This window comes from Rhizobium sp. AN80A (assembly GCF_030053015.1).
Lineage (GTDB): Bacteria > Pseudomonadota > Alphaproteobacteria > Rhizobiales > Rhizobiaceae > Rhizobium > Rhizobium metallidurans.
In genome coordinates this window covers 2,530,655-2,554,816 of record NZ_JASJPX010000003.1, presented here as the reverse complement: position 1 = coordinate 2,554,816, position 24,162 = coordinate 2,530,655, and the positions used below count along the sequence as shown (strand labels likewise).

Here is a 24,162-nt window from a genome sequence, read left to right as displayed (position 1 = left end):
GTTCAGAGAAAAAACCCTTTGTGAACCACGTCTTGCCGAATGATTTTTTCAGGCCGCGCGGGTGGCGATGAAGGCGGCGGTGCCCGCCAGAATGCTGGCCGCCACCCGGTTCAACGCCTGCAGCGCGCGTGGCTGTTTCAAAAGCGTGCGCGCCCGTGACGCAAGCAGCATATAGGGGATCAGCACCACCAGCAGCACGACGAAGGTGGTGAGCAGCAGCAGGCCGTATTCGCGCATCCCGACGCTGTCGATGCTGATCAGCGTCGGCACCAGCGCCACGTAGAACAGCATCGTCTTCGGGTTGCCGAGCGTCACCAGCAGGCCGGAGAGAAAGCTCATGCCGATATTGCTCGACCGCTTGGCGGCGATGTCCTGCGGCAGCAGGCCGGCGGTCCACAGCTTGTAGGCGATATAGCCGAGATAGAGCGCGCCCAGGATCTTGATGACGATGAACACCTCGGTGAAGGTCTGCGCCACGAAGGCAAGCCCGAGGATCACGGCGGTCAGATAGGTCATGTCGCCGAGCACCAGCCCGAGCCCCATGAAGAAGGTCTCGCGGAAGTTCGAGCCCAGCGCGCGGGCCACGATCGCGGTAATGCCGGGGCCTGGAATGGCGGCGGCGATGAACAGTGCCGCAGCATAGGCGAAGAGTGCGGTGAACGACATGTGGATCTCCCAATCGGCTGTGTTCTACGCCTCTTGCCGGGCCGTTTCAACAGCGCGCCGGTTGCCGCCTCGGGCGGATAAACGGCGCGGACATTCTGTCACCGCCGCCTGCTATTGACGCCGTGGGTCGCGGTTCTAGATCTCGGTTGGTGGCGGATGCCTGGCCGCAGCCGGAGCCGGCATCATCGGGGGACGCACACCCGTTCCGGCACCCGTATCACGCCGATCTGGCGAAGGAGAATACCTGATGTCGACACCCGTCGAGAAGCGCAAGACCGCCGCACTCGCAACCCCGACCGATCTGAAGAACAACGCAATCCAGGATATCTCCGGCGCGCTGGCGGCGCTTCTGGCCGATACCTTCGCGCTCTATCTCAAGACCAAGAATTTCCACTGGCACATGTCCGGCCCGCATTTTCGCGATTATCACCTGCTGCTCGACGAGCATGCCGAACAGATCTTCGCCATCACCGACGATATCGCCGAGCGCGCCCGCAAGATCGGCGGCACGACGCTGCGCTCGATCGGCCACATCGGCCGCCTGCAGCGCCTGGCCGATAACGACGCCGATTACGTCACGCCGGAGGACATGCTGGCCGAACTGCGCGACGATAACCGCCAGCTGATCTCGCTGATGCGCGAGACCCACGACGTCTGCTCCGAGCACAACGACGTCGCCACGACAAGCCTTCTCGAAAACTGGATCGACGAAGCCGAGCGCCGTCACTGGTTTCTCTTCGAGATCACCCGCAACGCGAAGTAATCGCCGCATCGCGCGGGTCGGCGGTTGGACGCGCCGGTGTAGGGGCGTCCACCGCGATCGCCGTGCCGGTGTCGCGGTCCGGCTAGAAATCCGCCATCGGCGAGAGCGTCGCCGGCCGGTCAAGGCTGATGTCGGCACCGGCCCGGATCATGAAGCGCGTGCCGCCGTCGATCGGCCGCGCCTCGCCCTGCCAGCCGAGTTTGTCGGGCGAAAACAGAACCTCGATCGCCAGGGGCGCGATGCCGAGGCCGCCGAGAATGGCGTCGAGCGGCGGGATGGTCTCGGCGATGATATCCGACAGTACGAAGGTGTTGTTATCCCCCACCTTCCAGGCGATCACCGCCTGCCGGTCCTCGAGCCAGCTCAGCCGCACATCGGGATCGAACTGGGTGTTGATGAGAAACATCGCGGAACTCCCGCACACCGCCAGCGCATCGGACACCGGCGTGCGCGACGTCAGCGCCCGCAAGAGCAGCGCGAGATCCTCGGGCTTCCACGGGTCGAGCGTCCGCGCCGGCATGGCCGCCATCGCCGGACCCGGTGCCGCGCCGGCGTGAAGATGCATCGGCAGCCCGCGAAAACCGTAGGGCGTGTAGAGCGCGGGCTTGTCTGTATAGAGCACGATCGCTTCGAAACCCTCGGCCTCGCACCAGTCGAGCGCCTTGCGGGTCAGGTCGCGATAGAGCCCGCGCCCGCGCCATGGCGGCCGCACGGCGCCCGATTGCAGGCCGGCGGCGTTGATCCGGCGGCCGTTGATCACGACAGGCATGGCGAAGGCGGAGATGTTGGCGACAAGAAGCCCGCTCTCGTCGAACCAGCCGAAGGGCATGCTGGTGGGATCGGCGCCGCCCAGGCGCTTCAGCGGGTCGAGATCGATGCCGAACGTGTCGGAGAGCAGCGAGACCAGCGCCGACCAAGCCTTGTCGTCGGCGAAGTAGTCCTGGCGGAAGGTGAGGCCCGTGCTGTCCGTCGCCTTTTCCATCACACGCCGGTGGAGCCGAAGCCGCCGGCGCCGCGCGCCGTGGTGCTCGCCTCGGTAATCTCGGCGACGCGCGCCTGCGTCACCGGCGCGATCACCATCTGGGCGATGCGCATGCCGCGGGTGATCTCGAACGGCTCGTCGCCGAGATTGACCAGAAGCACCTTCACCTCGCCGCGATAATCGCTGTCGATCGTGCCTGGTGTGTTCAGGCAGGTGATGCCGTTCTTGAAGGCGAGGCCGGAGCGCGGGCGGATCTGCCCCTCGAAGCCCTCGGGGATCTCGAAGATCAGTCCCGTCGGCACCAGCGCGCGCTTGCCTGATGCAAGCACCATCGGCGCGCCATCGTCGACGGCCGCGCGCAGGTCCATGCCGGCGGCACCCTTGGTTTCATAGGCGGGCAGCTCGATGTCCTGGCCATGGGGAAGGCGCAGGAGATTGAGGGTCGGTCGGGCATTGGCGTGAATATTCATGCTTCCATTAGCCAAGTCGGTGTCGCCGCGGTCAAACACGAATTGAAAGTTATCCACGGAGTCGTTAGATACGCGGCAACTCGAAGGATTGAATATCATGGCCGAAAGTCTCGCCGAGGCGGTTTCCCGCCGCCGCACATTCGCTATCATCGCCCACCCGGACGCGGGCAAGACGACGCTGACCGAAAAGCTGCTGCTGTTCGGCGGCGCCATTCAGCTCGCCGGCGAAGTCAAGGCCAAGAAGGATCGCATCCAGACCCGGTCGGACTGGATGAAGATCGAGCGCGAGCGCGGCATCTCGGTCGTCACCTCGGTGATGACCTTCGAGTACGAAGGCAATGTCTTCAACATTCTCGACACACCAGGCCACGAAGACTTCGCCGACGACACCTACCGTACGCTGACGGCGGTGGACGCGGCCGTCATGGTCATCGACGCCGCAAAGGGTATCGAGCCGAGAACGCTGAAGCTCTTCGAAGTCTGCCGCATGCGCGACATCCCGATCATCACCTTCATCAACAAGATGGACCGCGAAAGCCGTGATCCCTTCGAGATCCTGGACGAGGTCGAAGAGAAGCTGGCGCTCGATACAGCTCCGGTCACCTGGCCGATCGGCCGCACCAAGACCTTCTGCGGTTCCTATCACCTGGCGGACAACACGGTGCGCGGCTCCGATACCGAAGTGACCCCCACCAAGGTCAACGGCCCGCAGGCCGTCGCCGACCGACTGCCGGAAAACGAGCGCTCGGCCTTCGTCGACGAGACGGAACTGGCGATCGAGGCCTGCCGCCCGTTCGACCGCAAGGCCTTCCTCGAAGGCCACCTGACGCCTGTTTTCTTCGGCTCGGCGCTGCGCAATTTCGGTGTCCGCGATCTCATCAACGCGCTCGGCGACTTCGCGCCGCCGCCGCGCGACCAGGTCGCCGATGTCAGAACCGTCCACGCCGCCGAAGACAAGATGACGGCCTTCGTCTTCAAGATCCAGGCCAACATGGACCCCAACCACCGCGACCGCATCGCCTTTGCCCGCATCTGCTCCGGCAAGCTGGAGCGCGGCATGAAGGCACGTCTCGCCCGCACCGGCAAGCAGCTCGGCCTGACCGCGCCGCAGTTCTTCTTCGCCTCGCAGCGCCAGCTGGCCGATACCGCCTTCGCCGGCGACGTCGTCGGCATCCCGAACCACGGGACGCTTCGTATCGGCGACACGCTGACCGAAGGCGAGGCGCTGGTGTTCCAGGGCGTGCCGAACTTCTCGCCCGAAATCCTGCGCCGCGTGCGCCTGGAAGACGCGATGAAGGCAAAGAAGCTCAAGGAAGCCCTGCAGCAGATGGCCGAAGAGGGTGTCGTGCAGCTCTTCTCGCCCGAAGATGGTTCGCCGGCTATCGTTGGCGTCGTCGGCGCGCTGCAGCTAGACGTTCTGAAGGAGCGCCTGTCGGCCGAATACACGCTGCCGGTCTCGTTCGAAATGTCGCGCTTCTCCGTCTGCCGCTGGATCTCGTCCGACCAGCCGGCCGAGCTCGACAAGTTCCTGAACGTCAAGCGCGGCGACATCGCCCGCGACCTCGACGGCGACCCGGTCTTCCTGGCGCAGGACAGCTTCTCGCTGCGCTACGAATCCGAACGCTTCCCGGCGATCAAGATGGTCGCGATCAAGGAATATCACGTCGCCAAGGCGGCGTGATAGCTGGATCGTAAGCGGGTTGGCCATGCGGTAGGTCGCTGGCGGTGTGCCGCGCGGCCCCCTCATCCGCCTGCCGGCACCTTCCCCCGCTGGGGGGAAGAGACTCGTTGCTGGCCACTCGCCCCTATCGCCGTCGTCGCTTTAGGTTTTAGGCCTGAATTTCGGGCAAAACGCCGCCACTTGTCCCTTCTCCCCAGCGGGGAGAAGTGCCGGAGCGTAGCGAGGCGATGAGGGGGCCACACGGCACAACCTCACCCAATCGCCCAATCAATCCACCGCAACCATCACGTCGGACGCCTTGACCACCGCATAGGCGTCGGAACCGACGGTCAGCCCGAGTTCCGTCACCGCCTCGTTGGTGATCGACGACGTCACGATCGAACCGCCGCCGATATCGATGCGCACATGCGCCGTGGTGGCGCCGAGCGTGATCTCGACGACCTTGCCCTTGAGGCGGTTGCGGGCGCTGATTTTCATGAGAATTCTACCCGTTCGATGGCGAGCCCAACCATTCGCCACCAAAACGGCAATCTCACTCGCCGCGCGGATAGCGCTGGTTTTCTTCCAGCACGTTGAGATCCATATGGTTGCGCATGTAGCGTTCCGAGGCGCGCTGCAGCGGCTGGTAGTCCCACGGATAGTAGGCGCCGTTGCGCAGCGCCTCGTAGACCACCCAGCGCCGCGCCTGGCTCTCGCGCACGGCGGCGTCGAAGCTTGCAAGGTTCCAGCGCTTCTCCGCCTGCGCGGTCAGATGCGCCAGCGTCTCGGCATAGGCGGGCTCGGCTGCGAGGTTCTTCAATTCCCTGGGGTCGGCGTCGAGGTCGAAGAGCATCGGCGCGTCCGCGTCGCAGAGCGTCAGCTTGAACTTGCCGTCGCGAAGGCCGACCAGCGGCGCGATCGAGCCCTCGGCCGCATATTCCATCGGCACCGGCCCGCGCGTACCCGTTCCCTTGGCAAGCGGCGTCAGATCCTCGCCGTCGGTCCAGGGCTTGAGCTTGGTGATGTCGATGCCGGCGAGCGCCGCCAGCGTCGGCGTCACGTCGAGCGTCGAGACCGGCTGGCTGATGAGCTTCGGCTCCCAGCCGGGTGCGGCAATTGCCAGCGGTACCCGCGCCGAGCCGTCGAAGAAGCACATCTTGAACCAGAGACCGCGCTCGCCCAGCATGTCGCCATGGTCGGAGACGAAGAGGATGACGGTATCCTCGGCCATGCGCCCGCGCTTGAGAACGTCGAGCAGTTCGCCGACCTTCTCGTCGATATAGGAAATGTTGGCGAAATAACCGCGCCGTGCGTTGCGCACCTGCTCGCGGGTGATCTCGAAGGCGTCATGGTCGCAGGCCTTCAACAGCCGCTGCGAATGCTGGTCCTGCTCCTCGAACGGGATCGTGCCGACTTCAGGGTCGAGGTGCGGGCAGTCCTCGTAGAGATCCCAGAATTTGCGCCGCGCCACATAAGGGTCGTGCGGATGCGTGAAGCTCACCGTCAGGCACCAGGGACGGTCGTCCTGCCGGCGCGAGAGATCGTAGAGTTTGCGGGTCGCGTTGTAGGCGACCTCGTCGTCATATTCCATCTGGTTGGTGATTTCGGCCACGCCCGCGCCCGTCACCGAGCCGAGATTGTGGTACCACCAGTCGATGCGCTCGCCGGGCTTGGTATAATCGGGCGTCCAGCCGAAATCGGCGGGATAGATATCGGTCGTCAGCCGCTCCTCGAAGCCGTGCAGCTGGTCGGGTCCGACGAAGTGCATCTTGCCCGAAAGTGCTGTGTGATATCCCGCCGCGCGCAGATGATGCGCGAAGGTCGGGATATCGGAAGCGAATTCGGCGGCGTTGTCGTAGACGCGGGTGCGGCTCGGCAGCTGGCCGGACATGAAGGAGGCCCGTGCCGGCGCGCAGAGCGGACTTGCCGTATAGGTGTTGGCGAAGCGCACGGAGCGCTTCGCCATGGCTTTGAGATGCGGCGCGTGAAGAAACTCGGCCGGCCCGTCGGGAAACAGCGTCCCGTTATACTGGTCGACCATCAGGATGAGAAAATTCGGGCGCGCCATGCTGCTTATATGTCCTTACAATATCAGAGGCCGAGGGAGGTCTTGACGGCGTCCGCGGCCGGCTTGCCGTCAAGCGTTGTGACGCCGGAGAGCCACGGATCGACGGCCGTCGGATTGGCCTTCAGCCAGGCGCTTGCCGCGGCCTTCGGGTCCTCGCCGCCGAGGATCGAGCCCATCAGCGAGTTTTCCATGCTGATGTCGAACTTCAGGTTCTTCATCAGCGTCGCCGCGTTCGGGCATTTCGCCGACCAGCCGGTGCGCGCCAGCGTATAGACCTCGGCGCCGCCGAAATTCGGGCCGAAATAGGCGTCACCGCCGGAGAGATAGGTGATCTGGAACTTCTCGTTCATCGGATGCGGCGCCCAGGCGAGGAACACCACGGCGGACTTGTCCTTCGAGGCGCGCTCGACCTGCGCCAGCATCGCCTGCTCGCCCGATTCCACCAGCTTCCAGTCCTTGAGGCCGAAATCGTTGGCGTCGATCATCTTCTGGATGTTGCCGTTGGCGGGCGCGCCCGGCTCGATGCCGTAGATCTGCTTGCCGAAGTCGTCGCCGAACTTCTGCAGGTCGGCGAAATCCTTGACGCCCTTGTCGGCCAGGTAGCGCGGCACGGCGAGCGTGAACTTCGCGCCCTCGAGGTTCTTGTTCATCACTTCGATCGCCTTGGCGGCGTTGAGGTCGTCGATGAAGGCTTTCTGCGCCGGCATCCAGTTGCCGAGGAAGACGTCGATCTCGCCGTTTTTCATCGACTGGTAGCCGATCGGAACCGAGAGCGTCTTGACGTCGGGCTCGTAGCCGAGCGCCGTCAGGATGACGGATGTGACGCCATTGGTGGCGGTGATGTCGGTCCAACCCGGATCGGACATGCGGATGACCTTGCACGATGCGTCGTCGGCGGCGGCGGCCGAGCCGACGGCAAGAGCGGAAAGCACGACGCCGGCGGCAAGACGGCGGATAAAGGATATTGCTGTCATCTCATTTCCCCTTTTTTGTCATTTGATAGTTTTATTGAACAACACTAGCATCGTCCCTGTGAAGGCAGCTTTTTTCAATGGTTCCCAACAGGATTTTTTATGGCAGAGCGGCCGATCGATCTGGGGTGGATGCGCATTTTCGCGGAGATCGGCGGTGCCGGCAGCCTGTCGGCCGCAGCCGCCGCGCTCGGCCTCACGCAGCCGGCCGTCAGCTACCAGATCCGCAGGCTGGAAGAGCAGATCGGCGTCACGCTGCTCAGGCGCCAGCACCGCGGTGTCGAGCTCACGCCCGAGGGGCAGCGGCTTTTCGATCTGGTCGCCAGAAACGTCGATGAGATCGACCAGCTGACGCGCAGGCTGCGCAGCGAGAAGGAGCGCCCCTCGATCCGCCTGCACACGGACTACGCCTTTTCCGCGCTCTGGCTGATCCCGCGCATGCACGCCTTCCGTCTGGTCCATCCGGATACGGATATCCAGATCATCGCCACGCAGCGCATGGAGCGGCATCGCTCTGGCGAGGGCGATGTCTCCGTCGTCTTCGGCACCCGCGCCGAATTCGGGCGCGATGCGAAACTGCTGCTGCCGGAAAAAGTGGCGCCCGTCTGCAGCCCCGGCTTCATCGAGCGCAACGGCCCCTTTGAGACGCCCGCCGATCTCACCCGCAACCGCCTCATCCACCTCGACACGGCGGCGCCATCGCCCTGGTTCGACTGGCGCAGCTATTTCGCTGAACTCGGTGTCGGGCGCGAAGCCTTTGCCGGGCAGGGCGATCTCAGCTTCAACACCTATTCGCTGGTGGTGCAGGCAGCCCTTGGCGAACAGGGTTTGGCGCTCGGCTGGATGGGCCTGGTCGACACGCTCCTGTCGACCGGCATTCTCGCGCTCGCCGGGCCAACGCTGGAGGCGCCGGATCGCGGCTATTTCCTGCTGCGGCCGAAAAGCCGCTCGCCCGGGAGCGACGAGCTCGGCGCCTGGATGCTGGCCGAAGCCGGTCTCTGACATCGCTGTCTTCAGGCGGCCAGATCCTGCAGGAAATCGTCACACCAGCGCGACACGTCGTGGACGGTGAGATAATCCATCATCCGCTGCCACCGCTCCTTGCGCTCCTCGAGCGACATGTTGAGCGCCCGCGCCAGCGTATTGGCGGTTCCCTCGATGTCGTAGGGATTGACCAGCAGCGCCCCTTTGAGCTCGCGCGCGGCGCCGGCGAAGCGCGATAGAACCAGCACACCGGGATCTTCGGGGTCCTGCGCCGCCACATATTCCTTGGCCACAAGGTTCATCCCGTCGCGAAGCGGCGTGACGAGGCCCACCTTGGCGAGCCGGTACAGCCCGGCCAGGATCGGGCGGCTGAGCGAGCGGTTGATGTAGCGGATCGGCACCCAGTCCACGGTGCCGAGCGCGCCGTTCACGCGCCCTGCCTGTTCGGCGACCGTGCGCTGCATCTGCTCGTATTCCGGCACCTCCGAGCGCGATTTCGGCGTTACCTGCAGATAGGTCACGTTGCGCTGGTGGGCGGGGTTGTTCAAGACGAAGCGCTCGAAGGCGTCGATGCGCTGCGTCAGCCCCTTCGAGTAATCGAGCCGGTCGACGCCGATGATCAGGTCGCGGCCCTCGATGCTCTGGCGCGCCTTGTGCACCATGGCGTGGCTGACGGCCTTGCGGGCGAAGTTGGCGAAGGCTTCGGTCTCGATCCCGATGCCATAGGCGCCGCCCTTGAAGATCTTGTCGCCGGAGTTGAAGCGGCCATCGCCGAGCGCGTCGCCCATCTCCTCGCGGCGCAGGCAGCCGGCGAAGTTCTCGAGATCATGGTCGGTCTGGAAGCCGACGAGATCGTAGGCGGCAAGCCCGCGCATGATCTCCTCATGCACAGGCATGGTGAAGAGCACGTCCGCCGGCGGCCAGGGGATATGGTGGAAGAAGCCGATCCGGTTCTTCACGCCCATCTGCCGCAGCTCGGCGGCAAGCGGGATCAGGTGGTAGTCGTGAATCCAGATCGTGTCGTCGGGTTCCAGCATCGGCGCCAGGCGGTGCGCGAAGAAGCGGTTGACGCGGAAGTAGCCCGTCATCTCCTTGCGCCCGTATTCCGCCAGATCCAGCCGGTAGTGGCAGATCGGCCAGAGCACGCGGTTGGCGAAGCCGAAGTAATATTCCTCGACGTCCTTTTCGGTGAGGTCGGTCAGCGCATAGGTGATGCGGCCGTCCTCGCTGATATGCAGCGGACCCGGTTCCGTGTCGCCGCTCGATTTGCCCGACCAACCCATCCAGATGCCGCCGCGCTCCTGCAGCGCGGCCTGCAGGGCCACGGCAAGACCGCCGGCCGCCGCTGCCGCGCCGCCCTTTTCGGGAACGGGGACACGGTTGGAAACGATGACAAGACGGCTCACGCAATATTCCTTTCAAAAACGGCAGTACGCAAAAATGGCAATCGGTAAGGCGCGATCGTCAAACGGCCAGATGCGCGATGAGTTCCCGCAGGGCGACCGCGGTCGGCAACGTCAGTTGCGCCGCCGTGCCTGATAGCGGCGCGCCGACGCGGATCGAATGGCCGCCCAGCCGGTTGGCGACGTGGAACATCGCCTCGTCGGTGATGTCGTCGCCGATGGCGATCGGACGGCGACCGGCAAACGGTGCTTCGGAGAGGAAGGTCTCGACGGCGTGGCCCTTGTCGGCGCTGGCGGGACGAATTTCGAGCACCATCTTGCCGCGCTGCAGCGTCCAGTTTTCGCCGGCCTTGGCGAGGAATGTCTCCATCAACGGCTCGAGTTCGGCCTGCCGCTGCGGCGCCAGCCGGTAGTGGGCCGCGACCGCGCCCCTTGTCCTCGATCAGCACGCCGTCGAAGCTGGACGTCGCCTTTCGCAGCTCCGCCTTGAGCGTCTCGAATTGCGCCGTCGGCTCGGCCCGGTCGATCCGGCCATCCGCGCGGCGCAGTTCCGCCCCATGCAGGCCGGCGATCGGAAAGCTGTAGGGGGCAAACAGCGCGTCGGCATAGGGCAGCGCCCGGCCGGTCACCAGCGCGACGGCACCGTCGAGCTTGCGCGACAGCTGGTCGAGCTGCTGCGGCAGGGCGGGGGGCACGACAATGCCATCGGGCGTATCGGCGAGATCGAGCAGGGTGCCGTCGATATCGAGAAACAGCGCCCAGTCGGCGGCCGAGGACCGGAGCAGATTGAACAGAAACGAGGCCCCTGAAACCTGCTGCGGCTTCAAGATTCTGGATGGCTGCGCTTGATAGGACATGCGGTCTAGATGTGGCAGGAAACCCCGATGACAACCCTAAAGAGTCACGAGCCCACCTGGCACGGGCTCGCCGGGGCGTTCGCGAAGCTCAATCGCCCGGCGTGACAGCGGCATTGGCCGCATAGAAAGCCTTGGCGTCGCGCGTGAACAAAGCGGCCTGATCACTGCGTGTGTAGAACATGTGCCCGCCTTTATAGACCTTCAGGCCGACCCTGTTTTCGGCAAGCGATGCCGGCAGGTGATCGACGACATAGCGGCTGACGCCGTAGGGCGTGACGAGATCGCTGTAGCCGTGCGCGATCAGCAGACGGAAGCTCGGAACGGCGGCCAGGAATTGCCTGATATCGTCGGTGACGCTTGCCTGCAGGCGCGAGCCCCCGCCACGACGGCCGCCCCATTCCCACTGGCGGTTCACGTCGCTGTCGAGCAAAGAGTAGGTCATCTCGGTCTTGAAGCCGAGTTCGTTGCGGGCGTAGTCGGAAAACGCGCCGCCATAGGCCCGGGTGAAGCCGTCGAGAATGGCGTCGTCGCCACGCGCGTCGGATGTCTCCGGAAACGCATCGGGCGTCATGAAGGCCGCGTCATAGGGGCTGGCGACCAACCCGTCGCTCTTGCCGACCTGCTTGGCGAAGGCATTGCCGAGAAAGCCGCGGTTCTTTTCCACGACATCCTCGGGGATGCCGGTCATCGCCGAAAGCTTGGAATAGAACGCCTTTGCCGCGTCACCCGTTGGCGCCGGCCCCGCCAGCGTCGTCAGATATTCGCCGAGCGCGAACCGTTCGGCCTCGCGCTGTTTCGTCTCGTCGAAGGCCTTTTGCCGATCCATCTCGGCCGCCGCCAGCGACGGCAGCTCCAGCGCCGCGCCAAGCGCGAACTCGTCCGCGCCGAACATCAGCTGCCCCTCGATGAGCGGCGACAGCATGAGCGCACCCGAGACGATGATGCCCTGCGTGTCCTTGAGCGCGCTAGCCACCTTGGCCGCCCGGAAGCCGCCATAGCTCTCGCCCAGCAGATATTTCGGCGAGGCCGCCCGGTTGTTGTGGGTGACGTAGAGTGCGATCGCCTTGGCCACGCTCTCGGCGTCGGCATTCACATTGTAGTATTTGGCCGCGTCATCGGGCTTCACCGTCCGGCTCCAGCCGGTACCAACAGGGTCGATCAGCACGAGATCGGTGAAGTCGAGCCAGCTGTTCGGGTTGTCGACCAGCCGGGCTTTCGCGCCATCGTCCCCCTTCGGTCCGAAGTCGACGATCCGTGGTCCGACGAGACCGAGATGCAGGAAGGCGGAGGCTGCGCCCGGACCACCGTTGAAGACGAAGGTCAGCGGCCGGTTGGGTTCGCCATCCTTCTTGACGTAAGCGGTATAAAAGATCGCCGCCGTCTGCGCGCCATCCTGCCCGAACATGTCGAGCGTTCCGGCGGTCGCGGTATAGGCGAGCTTGCGGCCGTCGATGGTGATCTCCTGCTGGGTGATCGAATCGGACGGCAGCAGCTTCAGGACCCCGTCGCGCGATCCGCCGGACGACGGCGCTGCACCTTGCGCAAAGGTCAGGGATGGGGTGACTGCGGCGATGAGCCCGGAGGCTAGAACGGTGGCCAGGACAAGGGATCGAAAGCGCACGACTATTCCTCCGCGGATGCCATTTTCGCGCGGAGCCTAGCATTGGCTGCACCGGAGATGGCATCAACAGATGGTGAAGGCCTCAATCGGCGGTCTTCTCGACCGTCCGCGCGTTCACATGCTGCGCGCGCCCGGCGTTCCAGCCGTTGATCGCGGCCCCCGTGCCGAGCGCCACGAACAGCACCGAGGTCCAGGCGAAACTCCCGGTCCAGCCGCGAATGAGGCCAACGATCAGCGGGCCGATGGCGGCAAGCAGATAGCCGACGCATTGCGCCATGCCGGAAAGATGCGCCGCTACGTGCGGGTCGCGCGAGCGCAGAACGATCGTGGTCATCGCCGCCGCGATCAACCCGCCCTGGCCGATCCCCTGAAGCACGGCCCAGAACCAGACCGTCGAAAGCGGCGCGAAGAGAAGCCCGAGCAGCGCCACCACGGCGACGACGCAGAGCGTCGCGTTGATCACGCGCTGATCCTTGCCGCGCACCGCGATCTGCGGCGCGACAAGGCAGGACGCCGCCTGCACCATGACCGACACGGAAACGATCGCGCCGGCGGTGACGCCATCCATGCCGCGCTCGCGCAGGATCGGCACCAGCCAGCCGAAGACGCAGTAGGCCAGCGCCGACTGCAGCCCCATGAACAGTGTCACCTGCCATGCAAGCCTGTCCCGCCACAGCCCCTCGACCGAAAAGCCGCTGCGCTTGACCTGTGTTTTCGTCGACAGCACCTGCGGCAGCCAGATCAGGCCGACGAGGAGGGCGGGCAGGGCCCAGATCGCAAGTGCTGCCGCCATCGAGCCGCCGAAGGCGCGCTCCAGCGGTAGCGTCAAGCCCGCCGCGCCGGCCGCACCCGCGCACAGCGCCATCGTGTAGAAACCCGTCATCAGCGCCGCGCGGTCGGCGAAGTCCCGCTTCACCAGACCGGGCAGCAGAACATTGCCGACGGCGATGCAGGCACCGGCGAGCGCCGAACCGATGAACAGAAGCGGTATGGAGGAGAACCCGCGCAGCGCCGTTCCGAGCGCCAGCAGCAACAGCACGCCGAGCAGCGTCCGCTCGGCGCCGAAGCGTTGCGCGAGCTTCGGCGCCAGCGGCGAAAAGGCGCCGAGGCAAACGACAGGCAGTGTCGTCAGCAGGCTGGTGCCCAGTGCCGACAGGCCGAGCTCGCTGCGGATTTCCGGCAGCAGCGCCGAGGCGCTTGAAAACAGCGGACGCAGGTTGAAGGCGATCAGCACGAGGCTGACGCCGAGCACGATCCGCCCCGTCACGCTCGTTCCCATCGGCGGCTGCGGCTGCGGCACGCTGTCGGCTTCCGCATCGATCAGCTGTTCATCGGCGTGATCGTAAAGATGGGCGGCGTCTTGCGAAGGCGAGGTCATGAAAGGATCATCCGGTCGAGGGCTGTGATTACGGGAGCCATGAAGCCGCGCACCGCCGCATCCGCCTTTTCGGCATCGCCGGTGGCGATCGCGTCGATGATGGCGGAGTGAGCCTGCATGTCGGGCTCGGGAATATCCGCGCCCAGCGTCGCCTCGATGGTCTCGGCGATCGAGGCGGAAAAGAAGTCGTAGATCTCGATCATGGCGCGATTTTCGGACGCGGCGATCACCGCCTTGTGGAAGGCGAGATCGCGCTCGATGAAGGCTGTCTTGTCGCCGCCTTCGAAATTGCCGCGGCTGGCGAGCAGCGCGCGCAGCGTGGCGATCGTCCGTGGCGTGTGGCGCAGTGCCGCCAGTCTGGCTGCCTCGACGTCGAGCGCGCATCGTGCCTCGAAGAGATCGCGCAGTCCGGCGCGCCGCGCCATGGTCAGCGGCAATGCGGTATCCGTGGTCGACAGCACATAGGTTCCCGACCCCTGCCGTGTCTCGAGCAAGCCTTGCGAGACGAGCACCCGCACCGCTTCGCGGACCGTGCCGCGACTGACGGAGAGCATCGCGGAGAGAGCCGCTTCGTTGGGCAGCTTGTCGCCGACAGCCCAGCGCTTGGCGAGAATCTCGGTGCGAATCGCTTCCGTGGCGGTCTCAGCGAGATTGATTTTCGAAAGCGGTTGCACGAGCGCCTCATAAAGTCATCTGATGACTTTATGAATATGCTCTGCGAGCATCGTCGTCAATCTCGGGCTGGCATGCGAGACTCCAAAATGGAAAAAGGGCCGCGCTAGCGACCCTTTCCATGAGTTTTGGCCTGTAAACCGGCCGGACCGTTATGGCGATCCAAGGAAGGCGGGTTTCAGAGCGAGGGCTGCCTCGCCTTCGTCACCACTTCCAAGCCCGTTACGAGGTCCGAAATCTCATTAGACATTGGATCACCTTCCTTTCGTTCTGTTTCCGATAGAGGAAAGGTAAGAGCATTTCAGCGGGATGCAAGGCCTAATTTGGTGGTAATGGAGATTGCAACCAAGGGATGATATTGCTTGCGCCGTGAGCGGCAAAGCAGCGTCCGCCGCGCCAGCCGGCGGGATCGGGGAAGATGGGCAACCTCGACCGCGGCGATCGGCCTCGCCCTCTCACAAGGAGGTGAGCTATGTGGTCTCCACTTAGCATCACGTTTAGGGTAAGAAAAACCCGGACCAGCTGGCTGCTAGAGGTCCGGGTCAACTTCAAAGCCTAAGCAAGTGGAAGGCAGGCGCCAACCTGCCTTCCACTCCTTGAATATAAGCCATCCCCTCGTTTTCATCAAGACACCGCGCGCAATGCTGGCAGTACGCACCGGTTCGCGCGGGCCGTCCGCAACCACGTTCACAAAACAAAATGCTGCATTGCGGAAGTTGATCGTCGTCAATGTCGGAAAAACGTCATGTTCGGGTTGCAAGCCACATCCTTGTTTAGTTCTTATTAACCATCGGATTCGACAATCGTCGATGCGTTTCAGCATTGTCCCGCCACGATCCCGGCGGGTTGCGGAGTGAATAGCATGTGTCGCTGGGCAGCCTATCGCGGAGAACCCCTCTATCTGGAGGAGCTTGTCTCGTCGCCCGCGCATTCCCTCATCGAGCAATCCCACTGCGCCACCCGCGCCAAAACGGCGACGAACGGCGATGGTTTCGGCATCGCCTGGTACGGCGATCACCCCGAGCCCGGCCGCTATCGCGACACGCTTCCTGCCTGGTCCGATTGCAACCTGAAAAGTCTGGCGCGGCAGATCCGCTCGCCGTTGTTTCTCGCCCATGTCCGGGCCGCGACCGGCGGCGGCACGCGGCGGGACAATTGTCATCCCTTCGTCTTTTCCAACTGGTCCTTCATGCACAACGGCCAGATAGCGGGCTTCGAGCGCCTTCGCCGGTCGATGGAGGCGATGCTTGATGATGATCTCTTCAACGCGCGTGGCGGCACCACCGATTCCGAACTGATGTTCCTGTTGGCGCTTCAGTTCGGCCTGCGCCAGACGCCGATCGCGGCGATGTCGGAAATGATCCGCTTCGTCGAAAGTCTGTCGGAGAACATTCTCGGCTCCACGCTGGTGCGCTACACCGCCGCCTTTTCCGATGGCAATGCGCTCTATGCCATCCGCTACGCGACCGATCGCAAGGCGCCGACACTCTATGCGTCTCCAGTCGGCAAGGGCTATTGCCTCGTCTCCGAGCCGCTCAACGACGATGTCGATGCCTGGGCGGAAATTCCCGACGGTAGCGCGGTTACGCTGACCGATGGCGGCCTCGACGTCACGCCGTTCCAGCCGCTCGTGGCGCCGGCCAAATCAGCGCCCGTCGCTATCCCCGCCTGAGCCGTTCGGCGATCAGCTCCGCAAGCTTGGTCGCGACATCCTCCTTGGCCATGTCTGGCCATTGATCGATGCCGTCGCGGGTGACGATCCTGACGCGGTTGCGCACGCCGCCCATGATGCCGGTCGCGGGCGACACGTCGTTGGCGACGATCATGTCGGCGCCCTTGCGCTCGAGCTTGGCTTTCGCATTGCTGTCGACATCCTGCGTCTCGGCGGCGAAGCCGATCACCAGCTTCGGACGCAGCGTGTGATGCCCGATCGTCTTCAGGATGTCGGGGTTTTCGGTGAGCGCCAGCGTCGGAATGGATCTCGCCTGGATTTTTCTTGATCTTCTGGTCGGACGCGGATGCCACCCGCCAGTCCGCCACCGCCGCGACCATCACCGCGATATCGGCGGGCAGCGCGGTCAGCACCGCGTCGCGCATATCCTCGGCCCGCTCGACGTGAATGGTCTTCAAACCAGCGGGGTCGGCGATCGTCACCGGCCCGGAAACCAGCGTCACCTCCGCCCCAAGCCTTGCAAGCGCCGACGCGATCGCGTGGCCCTGGCGGCCGGACGAGCGGTTGGCGATATAGCGCACCGGATCGATCGGCTCATGTGTCGGCCCCGATGTGACGATCGCCTTGCGGCCGGCAAGCGGCTTCGGGCTGGTATCGAGCAATCGCTCCGCCGCGGCGACGATATCGAGAGGTTCGGCCATGCGGCCCACGCCGGCTTCGCGGCTTTCCGCCATCTCGCCGGACATCGGCCCGATGAAATGAATGCCGTCACTATTGAGTGTCGCGACGTTCCGCTTGGTCGCGGCGTTGCTCCACATATGCGGGTTCATCGCCGGCGCCAAGAGCACTGGCCGGTCGGTGGCAAGCAGCACCGTCGAGGCGAGATCGTCGGCCAGCCCGTTCGCCATCTTCGCCATCAGATCGGCGGTCGCCGGCGCCACCACCACGAGGTCGCAGTCGCGCGCCAGCCGGATGTGGCCGACATCCTGCTCGTCCTCTCGCGAAAACAGGTCGGTGAACACGTGGTCAGCGGCGAGCGCCCCGACGGCAAGCGGTGTCACGAACTGCTGCGCGCCCGCTGTCATCACCGGCCGGACCGAGGCGCCGCGCTCGCGAAGGCGTCGGATCAGCTCGAGGCTTTTATAGGCCGCGATGCCGCCGGAGATAATGAGGAGGATGCGTTTGCCGCCGAGAACCATGTCTTCCGTCCAACCTGGAATTGACTGGCAGAACCCTAAGCCTTTGGCGGATAATAAGCAATCGGCGCGAGCTCCGTCGCTTACGCGTGCTGCCGTTGCCTGACATGGCTGAAGACCGCGATCGCCATGCCGACACCCGCGAGCTGCAGCAAGGAGCCGCCTGCTTCAGCAAGCGTCGGAAGCCGCTGTTCGAAGACGAAGCCGAAGATCAGGCCGAACACGGTTTCGGCGACGATCAGCTGCGCGGCGAGCGCCAGCGGCAACCGCTTCGAGGCGATCATCCATAAAAGCGTGGCGAGCCACGCGCCGGCAAGCCCCATGATCAGCGACCACAGCACGAAACGCATCAGGTCGATGTCGGTATAGACGATGGGCGTGTTCAGCGATGTCAGCGGGATCAGCACGAGGCTGCCGAGCCCGGCGCCGATGCCCTGCAGACCCGTCCATTGCAGGATGTCGGGCGCATCGGGCGATTGCATCGTGGCGGTGCTGGCCAGTCCGTAGACGACCCAGAGGACGAGGCCGATCGCCGCCGATGCGATGCCGTAGACGATCATCGCCCGGTCGCCCGTCGGGGTCGATGCGAAAACGGAGACGTTCACCCAGGCGATCCCGGCCGCGATCAGCATCAGCGGCAGCGCAAGCAGCCGCCATGAAACGGAACGGTCGCGGAAATTGGCGATCATCGCCAGGATCACGGGCATGGTTCCGATCACCAACGGCGGAATGGCCGCTCCCGCGAACCGCACCGCATAGGCGACGCTGACGAAGTAGCCGACATAGCCGATGCCGCCGAGCAGCAGCGCTGTGATCATCGGCCGGGGCTTGATACTGCGTGGCCGGAAGCGCGGGTGCACCATCAGCGCCACGCTGGTGAGCGCGAACAGGCCGTATCGCGCCACGGTGAGGTCGAGCGTCGTGAACGGCGCGATGGCGCGCGGCACGACAAATGTCAGCCCCCACAAGGCGCAGGTGGCGATGCCGCTGAGAATGCCGAACAGCATGGAGGTCTCCGGAACGGATGGAGCCGCGTGAAATGGAAGGAAGCGGATAGTCGAGAAGCTACGAATGCCACCATGCCTGATCTCGCGCCGCGACAAGCGTCCACCTACGACATGAGACGGGCGGAAGGGGACAGGTGAACGCACGTCGTTCGAGAACGGTCGAGCACCGAAGTGGCCAAAGGTCGCATCATCGGATGGATTAAATCTAACTGTATGATTAGATTGAATATAATAGCATGTCGAGGCGTCTGACGCAAGCGTGACATTGTCGACGCGCTGTGGCATGCAGCGGATATGGGGATGATCAGGACAGTTCTGCGGGACAGGGTATCGGCAAGCGCCATCGCGCTGCTCGTCGCCTGCATTCTGCTGATCCAGGGCCTGATCTCCGGGCAGGCGCAGGGCGCCATGGCGGCATCCGCCGTCGATCCCCTGGGCTCGATCTGCACCATGACGGGTCAAAGCGCCATCGATGGCGTGGATCGTCTCGAAAACAGCGACGGCGCATCGCATGGAAAGTCGCATGGCAAGGCCGCCGATTGTCCGTGCTCGACCTTGTGCCGGCTTGCGGCTCACCCGGCGCCGGCCATCCTCGGCACCGACAGCGCGATCCTCCACGTCGATGCCATCGGCATCGCCCCCGTCGTCCTTTCCGCCGGCAACGCCATAACACCCACCCTGCGTGGCCTGATCGGCGAGCCCCGGGCGCCACCGCTGATCTCCTGACGTCCGATTGCCGGCGCGTCACCGATGCCGGCTTCATTGTTCATCGTTAGGAGACACATCATGTCCGATTTCACCATCGGTCGGGACAGCACGAGCGCCGCCGTGCATTCCCCTTCCGATCTCTACCGCGCCGTCTGGCGCTGGCATTTCTACGCCGGGCTTCTCGTCCTGCCCTTCCTGCTCTCGCTTGCCGTCACCGGCGCGCTCTATCTGTTCAAGGACGAGATCGACAACGTCCTCCATGCCGATCTGAAGCGCGTCGCGGTCAGCGAGCAGGCAACACGGCCGCCATCCGCCATGGTGGAGGCCGCACTTGCCGCCTATCCCGGCACGGCAATCAAGTTCACCGATCCCGTCGATCCCGGGGCATCGGCGGAGATCACCGTCAACACTGCCGATAAGGGCAATATCGCCGTCTATGTCGATCCCTATGGCGGCAAGGTTCTGGGCTCGCTTCCCGATCGCGGCACGGTCATGTGGACGATCCGCTATCTCCATAGCCTCAAATATTTCGGTTCCTTCGCCCGGGCGATGATCGAGATCACCGCCGGCTGGGCCATCCTGCTCGTCGGCACCGGCATCTATCTCTGGTGGCCGCGCAAGCAGACCGGCGGCGTTCTCAGCGTTCGCGGCACGCCCCGCAAACGCGTCTTCTGGCGCGATACCCACGCGGTTCTCGGCCTTTTCGTCGGCGGCTTCATCGTCTTCCTGGCGGTCACCGGCATGCCGTGGTCCGGCGTGTGGGGCGCCAAGGTCAACGAGTGGGCGAACGGCAGCAACTTCGGCTACCCGGCCGGTGTCCGTATCGCCGTGCCCATGTCGGGCGAACATATGGAACACGTCGCGAAGACCACCTGGTCGCTCGAGCAGGCGCAGGTCCCGCAGTCGTCGGGCGATAGCCAGGGTATGACGCCGATCGGTCTCGATGAGGCCGTCGCCACCTTCGACCGCCTCGGCCTGCAGCGCGGCTATGCCGTCAATATTCCGACGGATGCGATGGGCGTCTATACCGGTTCGGTCTATCCAGACGATCTCTCCAAGCAGCGCGTCGTGCACCTCGATCAGTTTACCGGAAAGCCGCTGATCGACATGAGCTACGCCGATTACGGACCGCTCGGCAAGGCGCTGGAGTGGAGTGTCAACGTCCATATGGGACAGCAGTACGGACTGGCCAACCAGCTCGTCCTGCTCGCCGCCTGCGTCGCCATCGTGCTGCTGGCGGTATCGGCCGGCGTCATGTGGTGGAAGCGCCGCCCGTCAGGCTCGCTCGGCGTCCCACCGATGCCGTCGGACAAGCGGGTGTTTCGCGGGCTGATCGCCATCCTCGTCATCGGCGGCATCATCTTCCCGCTGGTCGGCCTGTCGCTCGTCGTCATGCTGGTGCTCGACTGGATCTACGTGAGAACCCGTCGCCGGCGCCGCGTTGCATGACGGCGATCCGGGGAAGCACCGCCCATGGCGCTTCCCCGGATCGACACTCGTTGCGCTCTTTCAGAGATTGCTCATCCCGCCATCGATGACGAGTTCGCTGCCGACGATGTAGGCGGCCTCGTCGGAGGCGAGGAAGATCACGGTCTTGGCGACTTCGGCGGCGTCGCCGAAGCGGCCGACCGGGATTTGCGACCGGATATGATCGGCCATCGCCTTCGAATCCGCCTCCGATGCGCCGAGCTTGCTGTAGAGCGGCGTGGCGATCGGGCCGGGGCTGACGGCGTTGACGCGGATGCCGCGACCGATCAGTTCGCCCGACAGCGTCTTGGCGAGCGTCAAGAGCGCGCCCTTGGTCAGCGAATAGACGCTGGAGTTCGGCATGCCGATATGCGCGTTGATCGAGGTGTTGAGCACGATCGCGGCCTGCTTGGAGAAGATCGGCAGGAGAGCCTGGATCAGGAAGAACGGACCCTTGACGTTGATCGCGATCGACTTGTCGAAGGCGGCCTCGCTCCATTGTTCGAGCGGGCCGAATTCCGCCACGCCGGCATTGACGAACAGGATGTCGAGATGGCCGAAGGCATTCTTGATGGCCTCGGCGACGACCTGCTGCCCGGCGACATTGCCGGCATCGGCCTGGATGACGAGTGCCTTGTCGCCGAGTTCGGCGCGGGCGGCGGCGACGCTGTTGGCGCTGCTGCCAGTGATGGCGACGCGGGCGCCCTCGGCGATGAACTGGCGGGCGGTTTCCAGGCCGATGCCGCTGGTGCCGCCGGTGATGAGGGCAGTCTTGTTCTGAAGGCGTGACATGGATTGAGATCCTTGTGGGGTGGGCTGCTTGCCCATGATGTGTTGTTGGGGGGCGGTCGGCAGAATGCCTTGCTGTCCTCTCGCGATCACCCCCTCCGAAAGGCGAAGGTGATCGATGAGTTGTGCGTGTCAGGTGCGGGTGATCGAGGCGCCGCCATCCACCAGCGAGGCCGTGCCGGTCACGAAGCTCGAATCGTCGGAAGCGAGGTAGAGCACCGAGCGGGCCAGTTCGTCAGGCGTTGCCACGCGCTTCAGCGCATGCAGGTTGGTGACGAAGCCCTTCTTGTCGGGCGTATCGTTCATCTCGCGATACATGTCGGTGTCGACGGCACCTGGGAGCACTGAGTTCACGCGCACGTTCTTCGGGCCGTATTCGGCGGCGAGCGCCTGCGTCAGGCCGATCAGGCCGGCCTTGCTGGCGGCATAGGCTGCGACACCGGGGAAGGCGAAGCTGTAGCCGACGAAGGTCGAGGTGAAGATCACCGAGCCGCCGCCATTCTTCTCCATCTGGCCGATCTGGTGCTTGGCGGCAAGGAAGGAGGCCGTCAGGTTGATCGTCACCGCTTCGGTGAATCCGGCTTCCGATACGCCGGTGCTCGGGCCGGCCTCGCCGAGGATACCGGCATTGTTGAAGGCGATATCGAGCTTGCCGTAGCGTTCGACTGATGTGGCGACCAGCGCCTTGTGATAATCCTCCGAGCGCACGTCACCGGCAACGGCGACTGCGTCTCCGCCGGCGGCCTTGATTTCCTCGACCAGGCTGTCGAGCTCGGCCTGGCGGCGGGCGCCGACCACGACCTTGGCGCCTTCGGCGGCGAATAGCTTGGCCGTTGCGCGGCCGATGCCGGCGCTGGCACCGGTGATGATGGCGACTTTTCCATTCAGGCGGTTCATTCTTCCATCTCCTTTTTGAGTTGGGGTGGCGTTTGCCGCCCCGTTCGATGAGTGGAAGATGGCATTTTCCTTTTGTTCGGATTAGTCTCCAAATAGCGGAACTCGAATTCGGAAATGCCGAACGATGATCAGGATTGAGGGAATAACGGCATTCGTGTCGGTGGTGGAATCCGGCTCGGTCAGCGAGGCGGCGCGACGGCTTCGCCTGTCGAAATCGGTGGTCAGCGAAAGGCTGGCCGAACTGGAGCGCTCGCTGGGCGGCATGCTGCTCCACCGCACCACCCGCAAGCTGACGCTCACCGAGGACGGCACCGCCTTTCTCGAACGCGCCGCCCGCATCGTCCGCGAGATCGAGGACGCCACGGCCGAGATGGCCGAGCGGCGCGGCACGCTCTCGGGGCCGCTCAGGATCGCCGCCCCCGTCACCTTCGGCCGCATGCATCTCGGCCCGGCGCTCTATCCGTTTCTGGCCAGGCACCCGGAGATCCAGCTGGTGCTCGATATCGATGATCGCCGCGTGGATGTTTCATCGGAAGGCTACGACGCCATCGTGCGCAACGGGCCGATCGTCGATTCCCGCCTCGTCGTCTGGAAGCTCAGCCGCAGCCGTCGTCTGCTGGTCGCGTCCCCCGATTATCTGGAACGTCACGGCGCGCCGAAGACGCTCAACGATCTCGATGGTCACAAGGGCATTTTCTACACCAATCGCGGCGTCTCCGACTGGCGCTTCCAGACGTCCGATGGCGCCATCGTCGTGCGCGCCAGCCAGGTGCTGGGCATGAACAATGGCGACATGATCCGCGATGCGGCGGTGGCCGGCCTCGGCATCGCGCTTCTGCCCGCCTTCATCGCCGGCCCGGCCGTGAGCGAGGGGCTGCTTGCCGAAATCGACGTCGGCTACAAGCCGGAAGCCGAATTCATCTACATGGCTCATCCCGAGGGCCGCAATCCCTCCGCCAAGCTGCGCGCCGTCGCCGATCACCTGCGCAAGACCTTCGGCGATCCGCCCTACTGGGACCCATCAGGTTGATCAGATCAGGCTCATCAGATTGCCGACGACGCGAGAGCGTCGCGCCTTCAGCATCGCCAGCCCGAGCCGGGCCACCAGCGGCGGCCCCTCGATCGGCCGATAGGCGACGCCGTCGAGCGCCAGATGCGCGATCGAGGCCGGCACGATCGATACGCCGAGATCGGCCGCGACCAGATTGACCACGGAAGGGATCTGCGGCGCCTCCTGCGTCACGACAAGCTCGAACCCCGCATCCCGGCAGCCGCGCACGATATCGTCGTAGAGGCTGAGACCGACCGTGCGCGGAAAGAGGATGACGGGCTCGCCCGCGAGCGCGGCGAGCGGCACGGTCTTCAGCTTGGCCAGCGGGTGGTGCGCCGGCAGCGCGATCAGCATCGGCTCGTCCGCCAGCCGCTTCAGCAGCACATCCTTGGGGTCTTCCAGCCCGGGACGGATGAAGGCCGCGTCGATCTCCTGCCGCATCAGCTTTTCCATCAGCCAGTTGCTGTTCATCTCGGTGAGCGACAGGCTCACATCCGGCCATTGCCCGCGAAACCGGCGGATCGTGCCGCTGACGGCGGTGTTGAAGGCCGAGGACGCGGTGAAGCCGAGCGCCAGCCGCCCGGTTTCGCCCCGCGTCGCCCGCTGGGCGGCAAGCTTCGCCTTCTCGGCCGAGGCAATCGCGGCGCGCGCCTCCGGCAGAAACGCCGATCCCGCCTCCGTCAGCTCCGCGCCATGCGGCACCCGGTGAAACAGCGCCGCCCCGATCTCGTTTTCCAGATCGCGGATCTGCTGGCTGAGCGGCGGCTGGCCGATGCCGAGCCTCGCGGCAGCACGGGTGAAATTCCGCTCCTCGGCCACCGCAAGGAAATAGCGGATATGGCGCAGCTCCATCGGTATCTCCAAAACCTATCAAGAAAGC

Annotated in this window: 22 protein-coding genes and 2 pseudogenes; 7 read left to right on the top strand and 17 right to left on the bottom strand. The window is 64.6% G+C overall.

Annotated features, from left to right (window positions below; translation table 11 throughout):
* Window positions 1–48: 48 nt before the first annotated feature.
* The gene (locus P3R82_RS24275; RefSeq protein WP_183902767.1) at window positions 49–666 is read right to left on the bottom strand and encodes a LysE family translocator; all 618 of its coding nucleotides are present in this window, start codon (window positions 664–666) and stop codon (window positions 49–51) included.
* A 247-nt stretch (window positions 667–913) separates the two neighbouring features.
* On the opposite strand from P3R82_RS24275, the gene P3R82_RS24270 reads away from it, so the two are divergent.
* Window positions 914–1,429, top strand: coding sequence for a DNA starvation/stationary phase protection protein (locus tag P3R82_RS24270; protein WP_283195641.1), 516 nt, complete (start codon window positions 914–916; stop codon window positions 1,427–1,429).
* 82 nt (window positions 1,430–1,511) lie between these two features.
* Here P3R82_RS24270 and P3R82_RS24265 read toward each other — a convergent pair whose 3' ends face one another.
* Entirely contained in the window at window positions 1,512–2,411 is a 900-nt protein-coding gene (locus P3R82_RS24265; RefSeq protein WP_283195640.1) for a GNAT family N-acetyltransferase, read from the bottom strand.
* Window positions 2,411–2,881, bottom strand: coding sequence for a dUTP diphosphatase (gene dut / locus P3R82_RS24260; RefSeq protein ID WP_283195639.1), 471 nt, complete (start codon window positions 2,879–2,881; stop codon window positions 2,411–2,413). The genes P3R82_RS24265 and dut overlap by 1 nt, the downstream gene beginning before the upstream one ends.
* Window positions 2,882–2,978: 97 nt before the next feature.
* On the opposite strand from dut, the gene P3R82_RS24255 reads away from it, so the two are divergent.
* The gene (locus P3R82_RS24255) at window positions 2,979–4,562 is read left to right on the top strand and encodes a peptide chain release factor 3 (RefSeq protein ID WP_283195638.1); all 1,584 of its coding nucleotides are present in this window, start codon (window positions 2,979–2,981) and stop codon (window positions 4,560–4,562) included.
* A 267-nt stretch (window positions 4,563–4,829) separates the two neighbouring features.
* Here P3R82_RS24255 and P3R82_RS24250 read toward each other — a convergent pair whose 3' ends face one another.
* Genes P3R82_RS24250 through P3R82_RS24240 form a run of 3 tightly spaced genes read right to left on the bottom strand, consistent with a single transcriptional unit; the run spans window position 4,830 to window position 7,583 of the window.
* Entirely contained in the window at window positions 4,830–5,039 is a 210-nt protein-coding gene (locus P3R82_RS24250; RefSeq protein WP_283195637.1) for a molybdopterin-binding protein, read from the bottom strand.
* A gap of 55 nt (window positions 5,040–5,094) precedes the next feature.
* On the bottom strand, window positions 5,095–6,609 hold the full coding sequence (betC, locus tag P3R82_RS24245; RefSeq protein WP_283195636.1) for a choline-sulfatase: 1,515 nt from the start codon (window positions 6,607–6,609) through the stop codon (window positions 5,095–5,097).
* Window positions 6,610–6,632: 23 nt separating this feature from the next.
* Complete coding sequence (locus P3R82_RS24240) at window positions 6,633–7,583, bottom strand: choline ABC transporter substrate-binding protein (RefSeq protein WP_283195635.1); 951 nt, start codon at window positions 7,581–7,583, stop codon at window positions 6,633–6,635.
* Between the two features lie 99 nt (window positions 7,584–7,682).
* On the opposite strand from P3R82_RS24240, the gene P3R82_RS24235 reads away from it, so the two are divergent.
* Window positions 7,683–8,582, top strand: a complete 900-nt coding sequence (locus tag P3R82_RS24235) for a LysR family transcriptional regulator (protein ID WP_283195634.1) — start codon at window positions 7,683–7,685, stop codon at window positions 8,580–8,582.
* 11 nt (window positions 8,583–8,593) lie between these two features.
* Here P3R82_RS24235 and otsA read toward each other — a convergent pair whose 3' ends face one another.
* The 6 genes and pseudogenes from otsA to P3R82_RS24205 form a co-directional block, all read right to left on the bottom strand.
* The gene (gene otsA, locus P3R82_RS24230; RefSeq protein ID WP_283195633.1) at window positions 8,594–9,970 is read right to left on the bottom strand and encodes an alpha,alpha-trehalose-phosphate synthase (UDP-forming); all 1,377 of its coding nucleotides are present in this window, start codon (window positions 9,968–9,970) and stop codon (window positions 8,594–8,596) included.
* 58 nt (window positions 9,971–10,028) lie between these two features.
* Window positions 10,029–10,824: pseudogene (otsB, locus tag P3R82_RS24225) on the bottom strand (trehalose-phosphatase).
* A gap of 88 nt (window positions 10,825–10,912) precedes the next feature.
* Complete coding sequence (locus P3R82_RS24220; RefSeq protein WP_283195632.1) at window positions 10,913–12,445, bottom strand: carboxypeptidase; 1,533 nt, start codon at window positions 12,443–12,445, stop codon at window positions 10,913–10,915.
* Between the two features lie 82 nt (window positions 12,446–12,527).
* Window positions 12,528–13,823, bottom strand: a complete 1,296-nt coding sequence (locus P3R82_RS24215) for an MFS transporter (protein ID WP_283195631.1) — start codon at window positions 13,821–13,823, stop codon at window positions 12,528–12,530.
* The gene (locus P3R82_RS24210) at window positions 13,820–14,497 is read right to left on the bottom strand and encodes a FadR/GntR family transcriptional regulator (RefSeq protein ID WP_283195630.1); all 678 of its coding nucleotides are present in this window, start codon (window positions 14,495–14,497) and stop codon (window positions 13,820–13,822) included. The genes P3R82_RS24215 and P3R82_RS24210 overlap by 4 nt, the downstream gene beginning before the upstream one ends.
* 527 nt (window positions 14,498–15,024) lie before the next feature.
* Window positions 15,025–15,318 (bottom strand): hypothetical protein, encoded by a 294-nt coding sequence (locus P3R82_RS24205; RefSeq protein ID WP_283195629.1) that lies wholly within the window; start codon window positions 15,316–15,318, stop codon window positions 15,025–15,027.
* A 39-nt stretch (window positions 15,319–15,357) separates the two neighbouring features.
* On the opposite strand from P3R82_RS24205, the gene P3R82_RS24200 reads away from it, so the two are divergent.
* Window positions 15,358–16,167 carry a class II glutamine amidotransferase gene (locus tag P3R82_RS24200; RefSeq protein ID WP_283195628.1) on the top strand — a complete coding sequence of 270 codons (810 nt, stop codon included), beginning with the start codon at window positions 15,358–15,360 and terminating at the stop codon, window positions 16,165–16,167.
* Here the strand turns inward: P3R82_RS24200 and coaBC are convergent.
* Together coaBC and P3R82_RS24190 are read right to left on the bottom strand one after the other, a co-directional pair.
* A pseudogene (coaBC, locus tag P3R82_RS24195) lies at window positions 16,154–17,366 on the bottom strand (bifunctional phosphopantothenoylcysteine decarboxylase/phosphopantothenate--cysteine ligase CoaBC). The gene P3R82_RS24200 and the pseudogene coaBC overlap by 14 nt on opposite strands.
* Window positions 17,367–17,446: 80 nt before the next feature.
* Window positions 17,447–18,370 (bottom strand): DMT family transporter, encoded by a 924-nt coding sequence (locus P3R82_RS24190; protein ID WP_283195627.1) that lies wholly within the window; start codon window positions 18,368–18,370, stop codon window positions 17,447–17,449.
* Between the two features lie 300 nt (window positions 18,371–18,670).
* Here P3R82_RS24190 and P3R82_RS24185 point away from each other — a divergent pair, with 300 nt between their 5' ends.
* On the top strand, window positions 18,671–19,096 hold the full coding sequence (locus tag P3R82_RS24185) for a DUF2946 family protein (protein WP_283195626.1): 426 nt from the start codon (window positions 18,671–18,673) through the stop codon (window positions 19,094–19,096).
* A 60-nt stretch (window positions 19,097–19,156) separates the two neighbouring features.
* Window positions 19,157–20,527 carry a PepSY domain-containing protein gene (locus P3R82_RS24180; protein ID WP_283195625.1) on the top strand — a complete coding sequence of 457 codons (1,371 nt, stop codon included), beginning with the start codon at window positions 19,157–19,159 and terminating at the stop codon, window positions 20,525–20,527.
* A 60-nt stretch (window positions 20,528–20,587) separates the two neighbouring features.
* On the opposite strand, the gene P3R82_RS24175 is transcribed toward P3R82_RS24180, so the two are convergent.
* On the bottom strand, window positions 20,588–21,337 hold the full coding sequence (locus tag P3R82_RS24175; RefSeq protein WP_283195624.1) for an SDR family oxidoreductase: 750 nt from the start codon (window positions 21,335–21,337) through the stop codon (window positions 20,588–20,590).
* Between the two features lie 129 nt (window positions 21,338–21,466).
* The gene (locus tag P3R82_RS24170; protein WP_283195623.1) at window positions 21,467–22,231 is read right to left on the bottom strand and encodes an SDR family oxidoreductase; all 765 of its coding nucleotides are present in this window, start codon (window positions 22,229–22,231) and stop codon (window positions 21,467–21,469) included.
* A gap of 124 nt (window positions 22,232–22,355) precedes the next feature.
* Here P3R82_RS24170 and P3R82_RS24165 point away from each other — a divergent pair, with 124 nt between their 5' ends.
* On the top strand, window positions 22,356–23,261 hold the full coding sequence (locus P3R82_RS24165) for a LysR substrate-binding domain-containing protein (protein WP_283195622.1): 906 nt from the start codon (window positions 22,356–22,358) through the stop codon (window positions 23,259–23,261).
* Here P3R82_RS24165 and P3R82_RS24160 read toward each other — a convergent pair whose 3' ends face one another.
* Window positions 23,262–24,134: a LysR family transcriptional regulator gene (locus tag P3R82_RS24160; RefSeq protein ID WP_283195621.1), complete on the bottom strand. Its 873-nt coding sequence runs from the start codon at window positions 24,132–24,134 to the stop codon at window positions 23,262–23,264.
* Between the last annotated feature and the right edge of the window lie 28 nt (window positions 24,135–24,162).

What these genes read in the sequence shown, in the direction of transcription:
- P3R82_RS24275 (WP_183902767.1), bottom strand. Translation starts at nt 666, where the DNA reads ATGTCGTTCACCGCACTCTTCGCCTATGCTGCGGCACTGTTCATCGCC.
- P3R82_RS24270 (WP_283195641.1), top strand. Translation starts at nt 914, where the DNA reads ATGTCGACACCCGTCGAGAAGCGCAAGACCGCCGCACTCGCAACCCCG.
- P3R82_RS24265 (WP_283195640.1), bottom strand. Translation starts at nt 2,411, where the DNA reads ATGGAAAAGGCGACGGACAGCACGGGCCTCACCTTCCGCCAGGACTAC.
- dut (WP_283195639.1), bottom strand. Translation starts at nt 2,881, where the DNA reads ATGAATATTCACGCCAATGCCCGACCGACCCTCAATCTCCTGCGCCTT.
- P3R82_RS24255 (WP_283195638.1), top strand. Translation starts at nt 2,979, where the DNA reads ATGGCCGAAAGTCTCGCCGAGGCGGTTTCCCGCCGCCGCACATTCGCT.
- P3R82_RS24250 (WP_283195637.1), bottom strand. Translation starts at nt 5,039, where the DNA reads ATGAAAATCAGCGCCCGCAACCGCCTCAAGGGCAAGGTCGTCGAGATC.
- betC (WP_283195636.1), bottom strand. Translation starts at nt 6,609, where the DNA reads ATGGCGCGCCCGAATTTTCTCATCCTGATGGTCGACCAGTATAACGGG.
- P3R82_RS24240 (WP_283195635.1), bottom strand. Translation starts at nt 7,583, where the DNA reads ATGACAGCAATATCCTTTATCCGCCGTCTTGCCGCCGGCGTCGTGCTT.
- P3R82_RS24235 (WP_283195634.1), top strand. Translation starts at nt 7,683, where the DNA reads ATGGCAGAGCGGCCGATCGATCTGGGGTGGATGCGCATTTTCGCGGAG.
- P3R82_RS24215 (WP_283195631.1), bottom strand. Translation starts at nt 13,823, where the DNA reads ATGACCTCGCCTTCGCAAGACGCCGCCCATCTTTACGATCACGCCGAT.
- P3R82_RS24205 (WP_283195629.1), bottom strand. Translation starts at nt 15,318, where the DNA reads ATGCTGAAACGCATCGACGATTGTCGAATCCGATGGTTAATAAGAACT.
- P3R82_RS24200 (WP_283195628.1), top strand. Translation starts at nt 15,358, where the DNA reads ATGTGTCGCTGGGCAGCCTATCGCGGAGAACCCCTCTATCTGGAGGAG.
- P3R82_RS24190 (WP_283195627.1), bottom strand. Translation starts at nt 18,370, where the DNA reads ATGCTGTTCGGCATTCTCAGCGGCATCGCCACCTGCGCCTTGTGGGGG.
- P3R82_RS24185 (WP_283195626.1), top strand. Translation starts at nt 18,671, where the DNA reads ATGATCAGGACAGTTCTGCGGGACAGGGTATCGGCAAGCGCCATCGCG.
- P3R82_RS24180 (WP_283195625.1), top strand. Translation starts at nt 19,157, where the DNA reads ATGTCCGATTTCACCATCGGTCGGGACAGCACGAGCGCCGCCGTGCAT.
- P3R82_RS24175 (WP_283195624.1), bottom strand. Translation starts at nt 21,337, where the DNA reads ATGTCACGCCTTCAGAACAAGACTGCCCTCATCACCGGCGGCACCAGC.
- P3R82_RS24170 (WP_283195623.1), bottom strand. Translation starts at nt 22,231, where the DNA reads ATGAACCGCCTGAATGGAAAAGTCGCCATCATCACCGGTGCCAGCGCC.
- P3R82_RS24165 (WP_283195622.1), top strand. Translation starts at nt 22,356, where the DNA reads ATGATCAGGATTGAGGGAATAACGGCATTCGTGTCGGTGGTGGAATCC.
- P3R82_RS24160 (WP_283195621.1), bottom strand. Translation starts at nt 24,134, where the DNA reads ATGGAGCTGCGCCATATCCGCTATTTCCTTGCGGTGGCCGAGGAGCGG.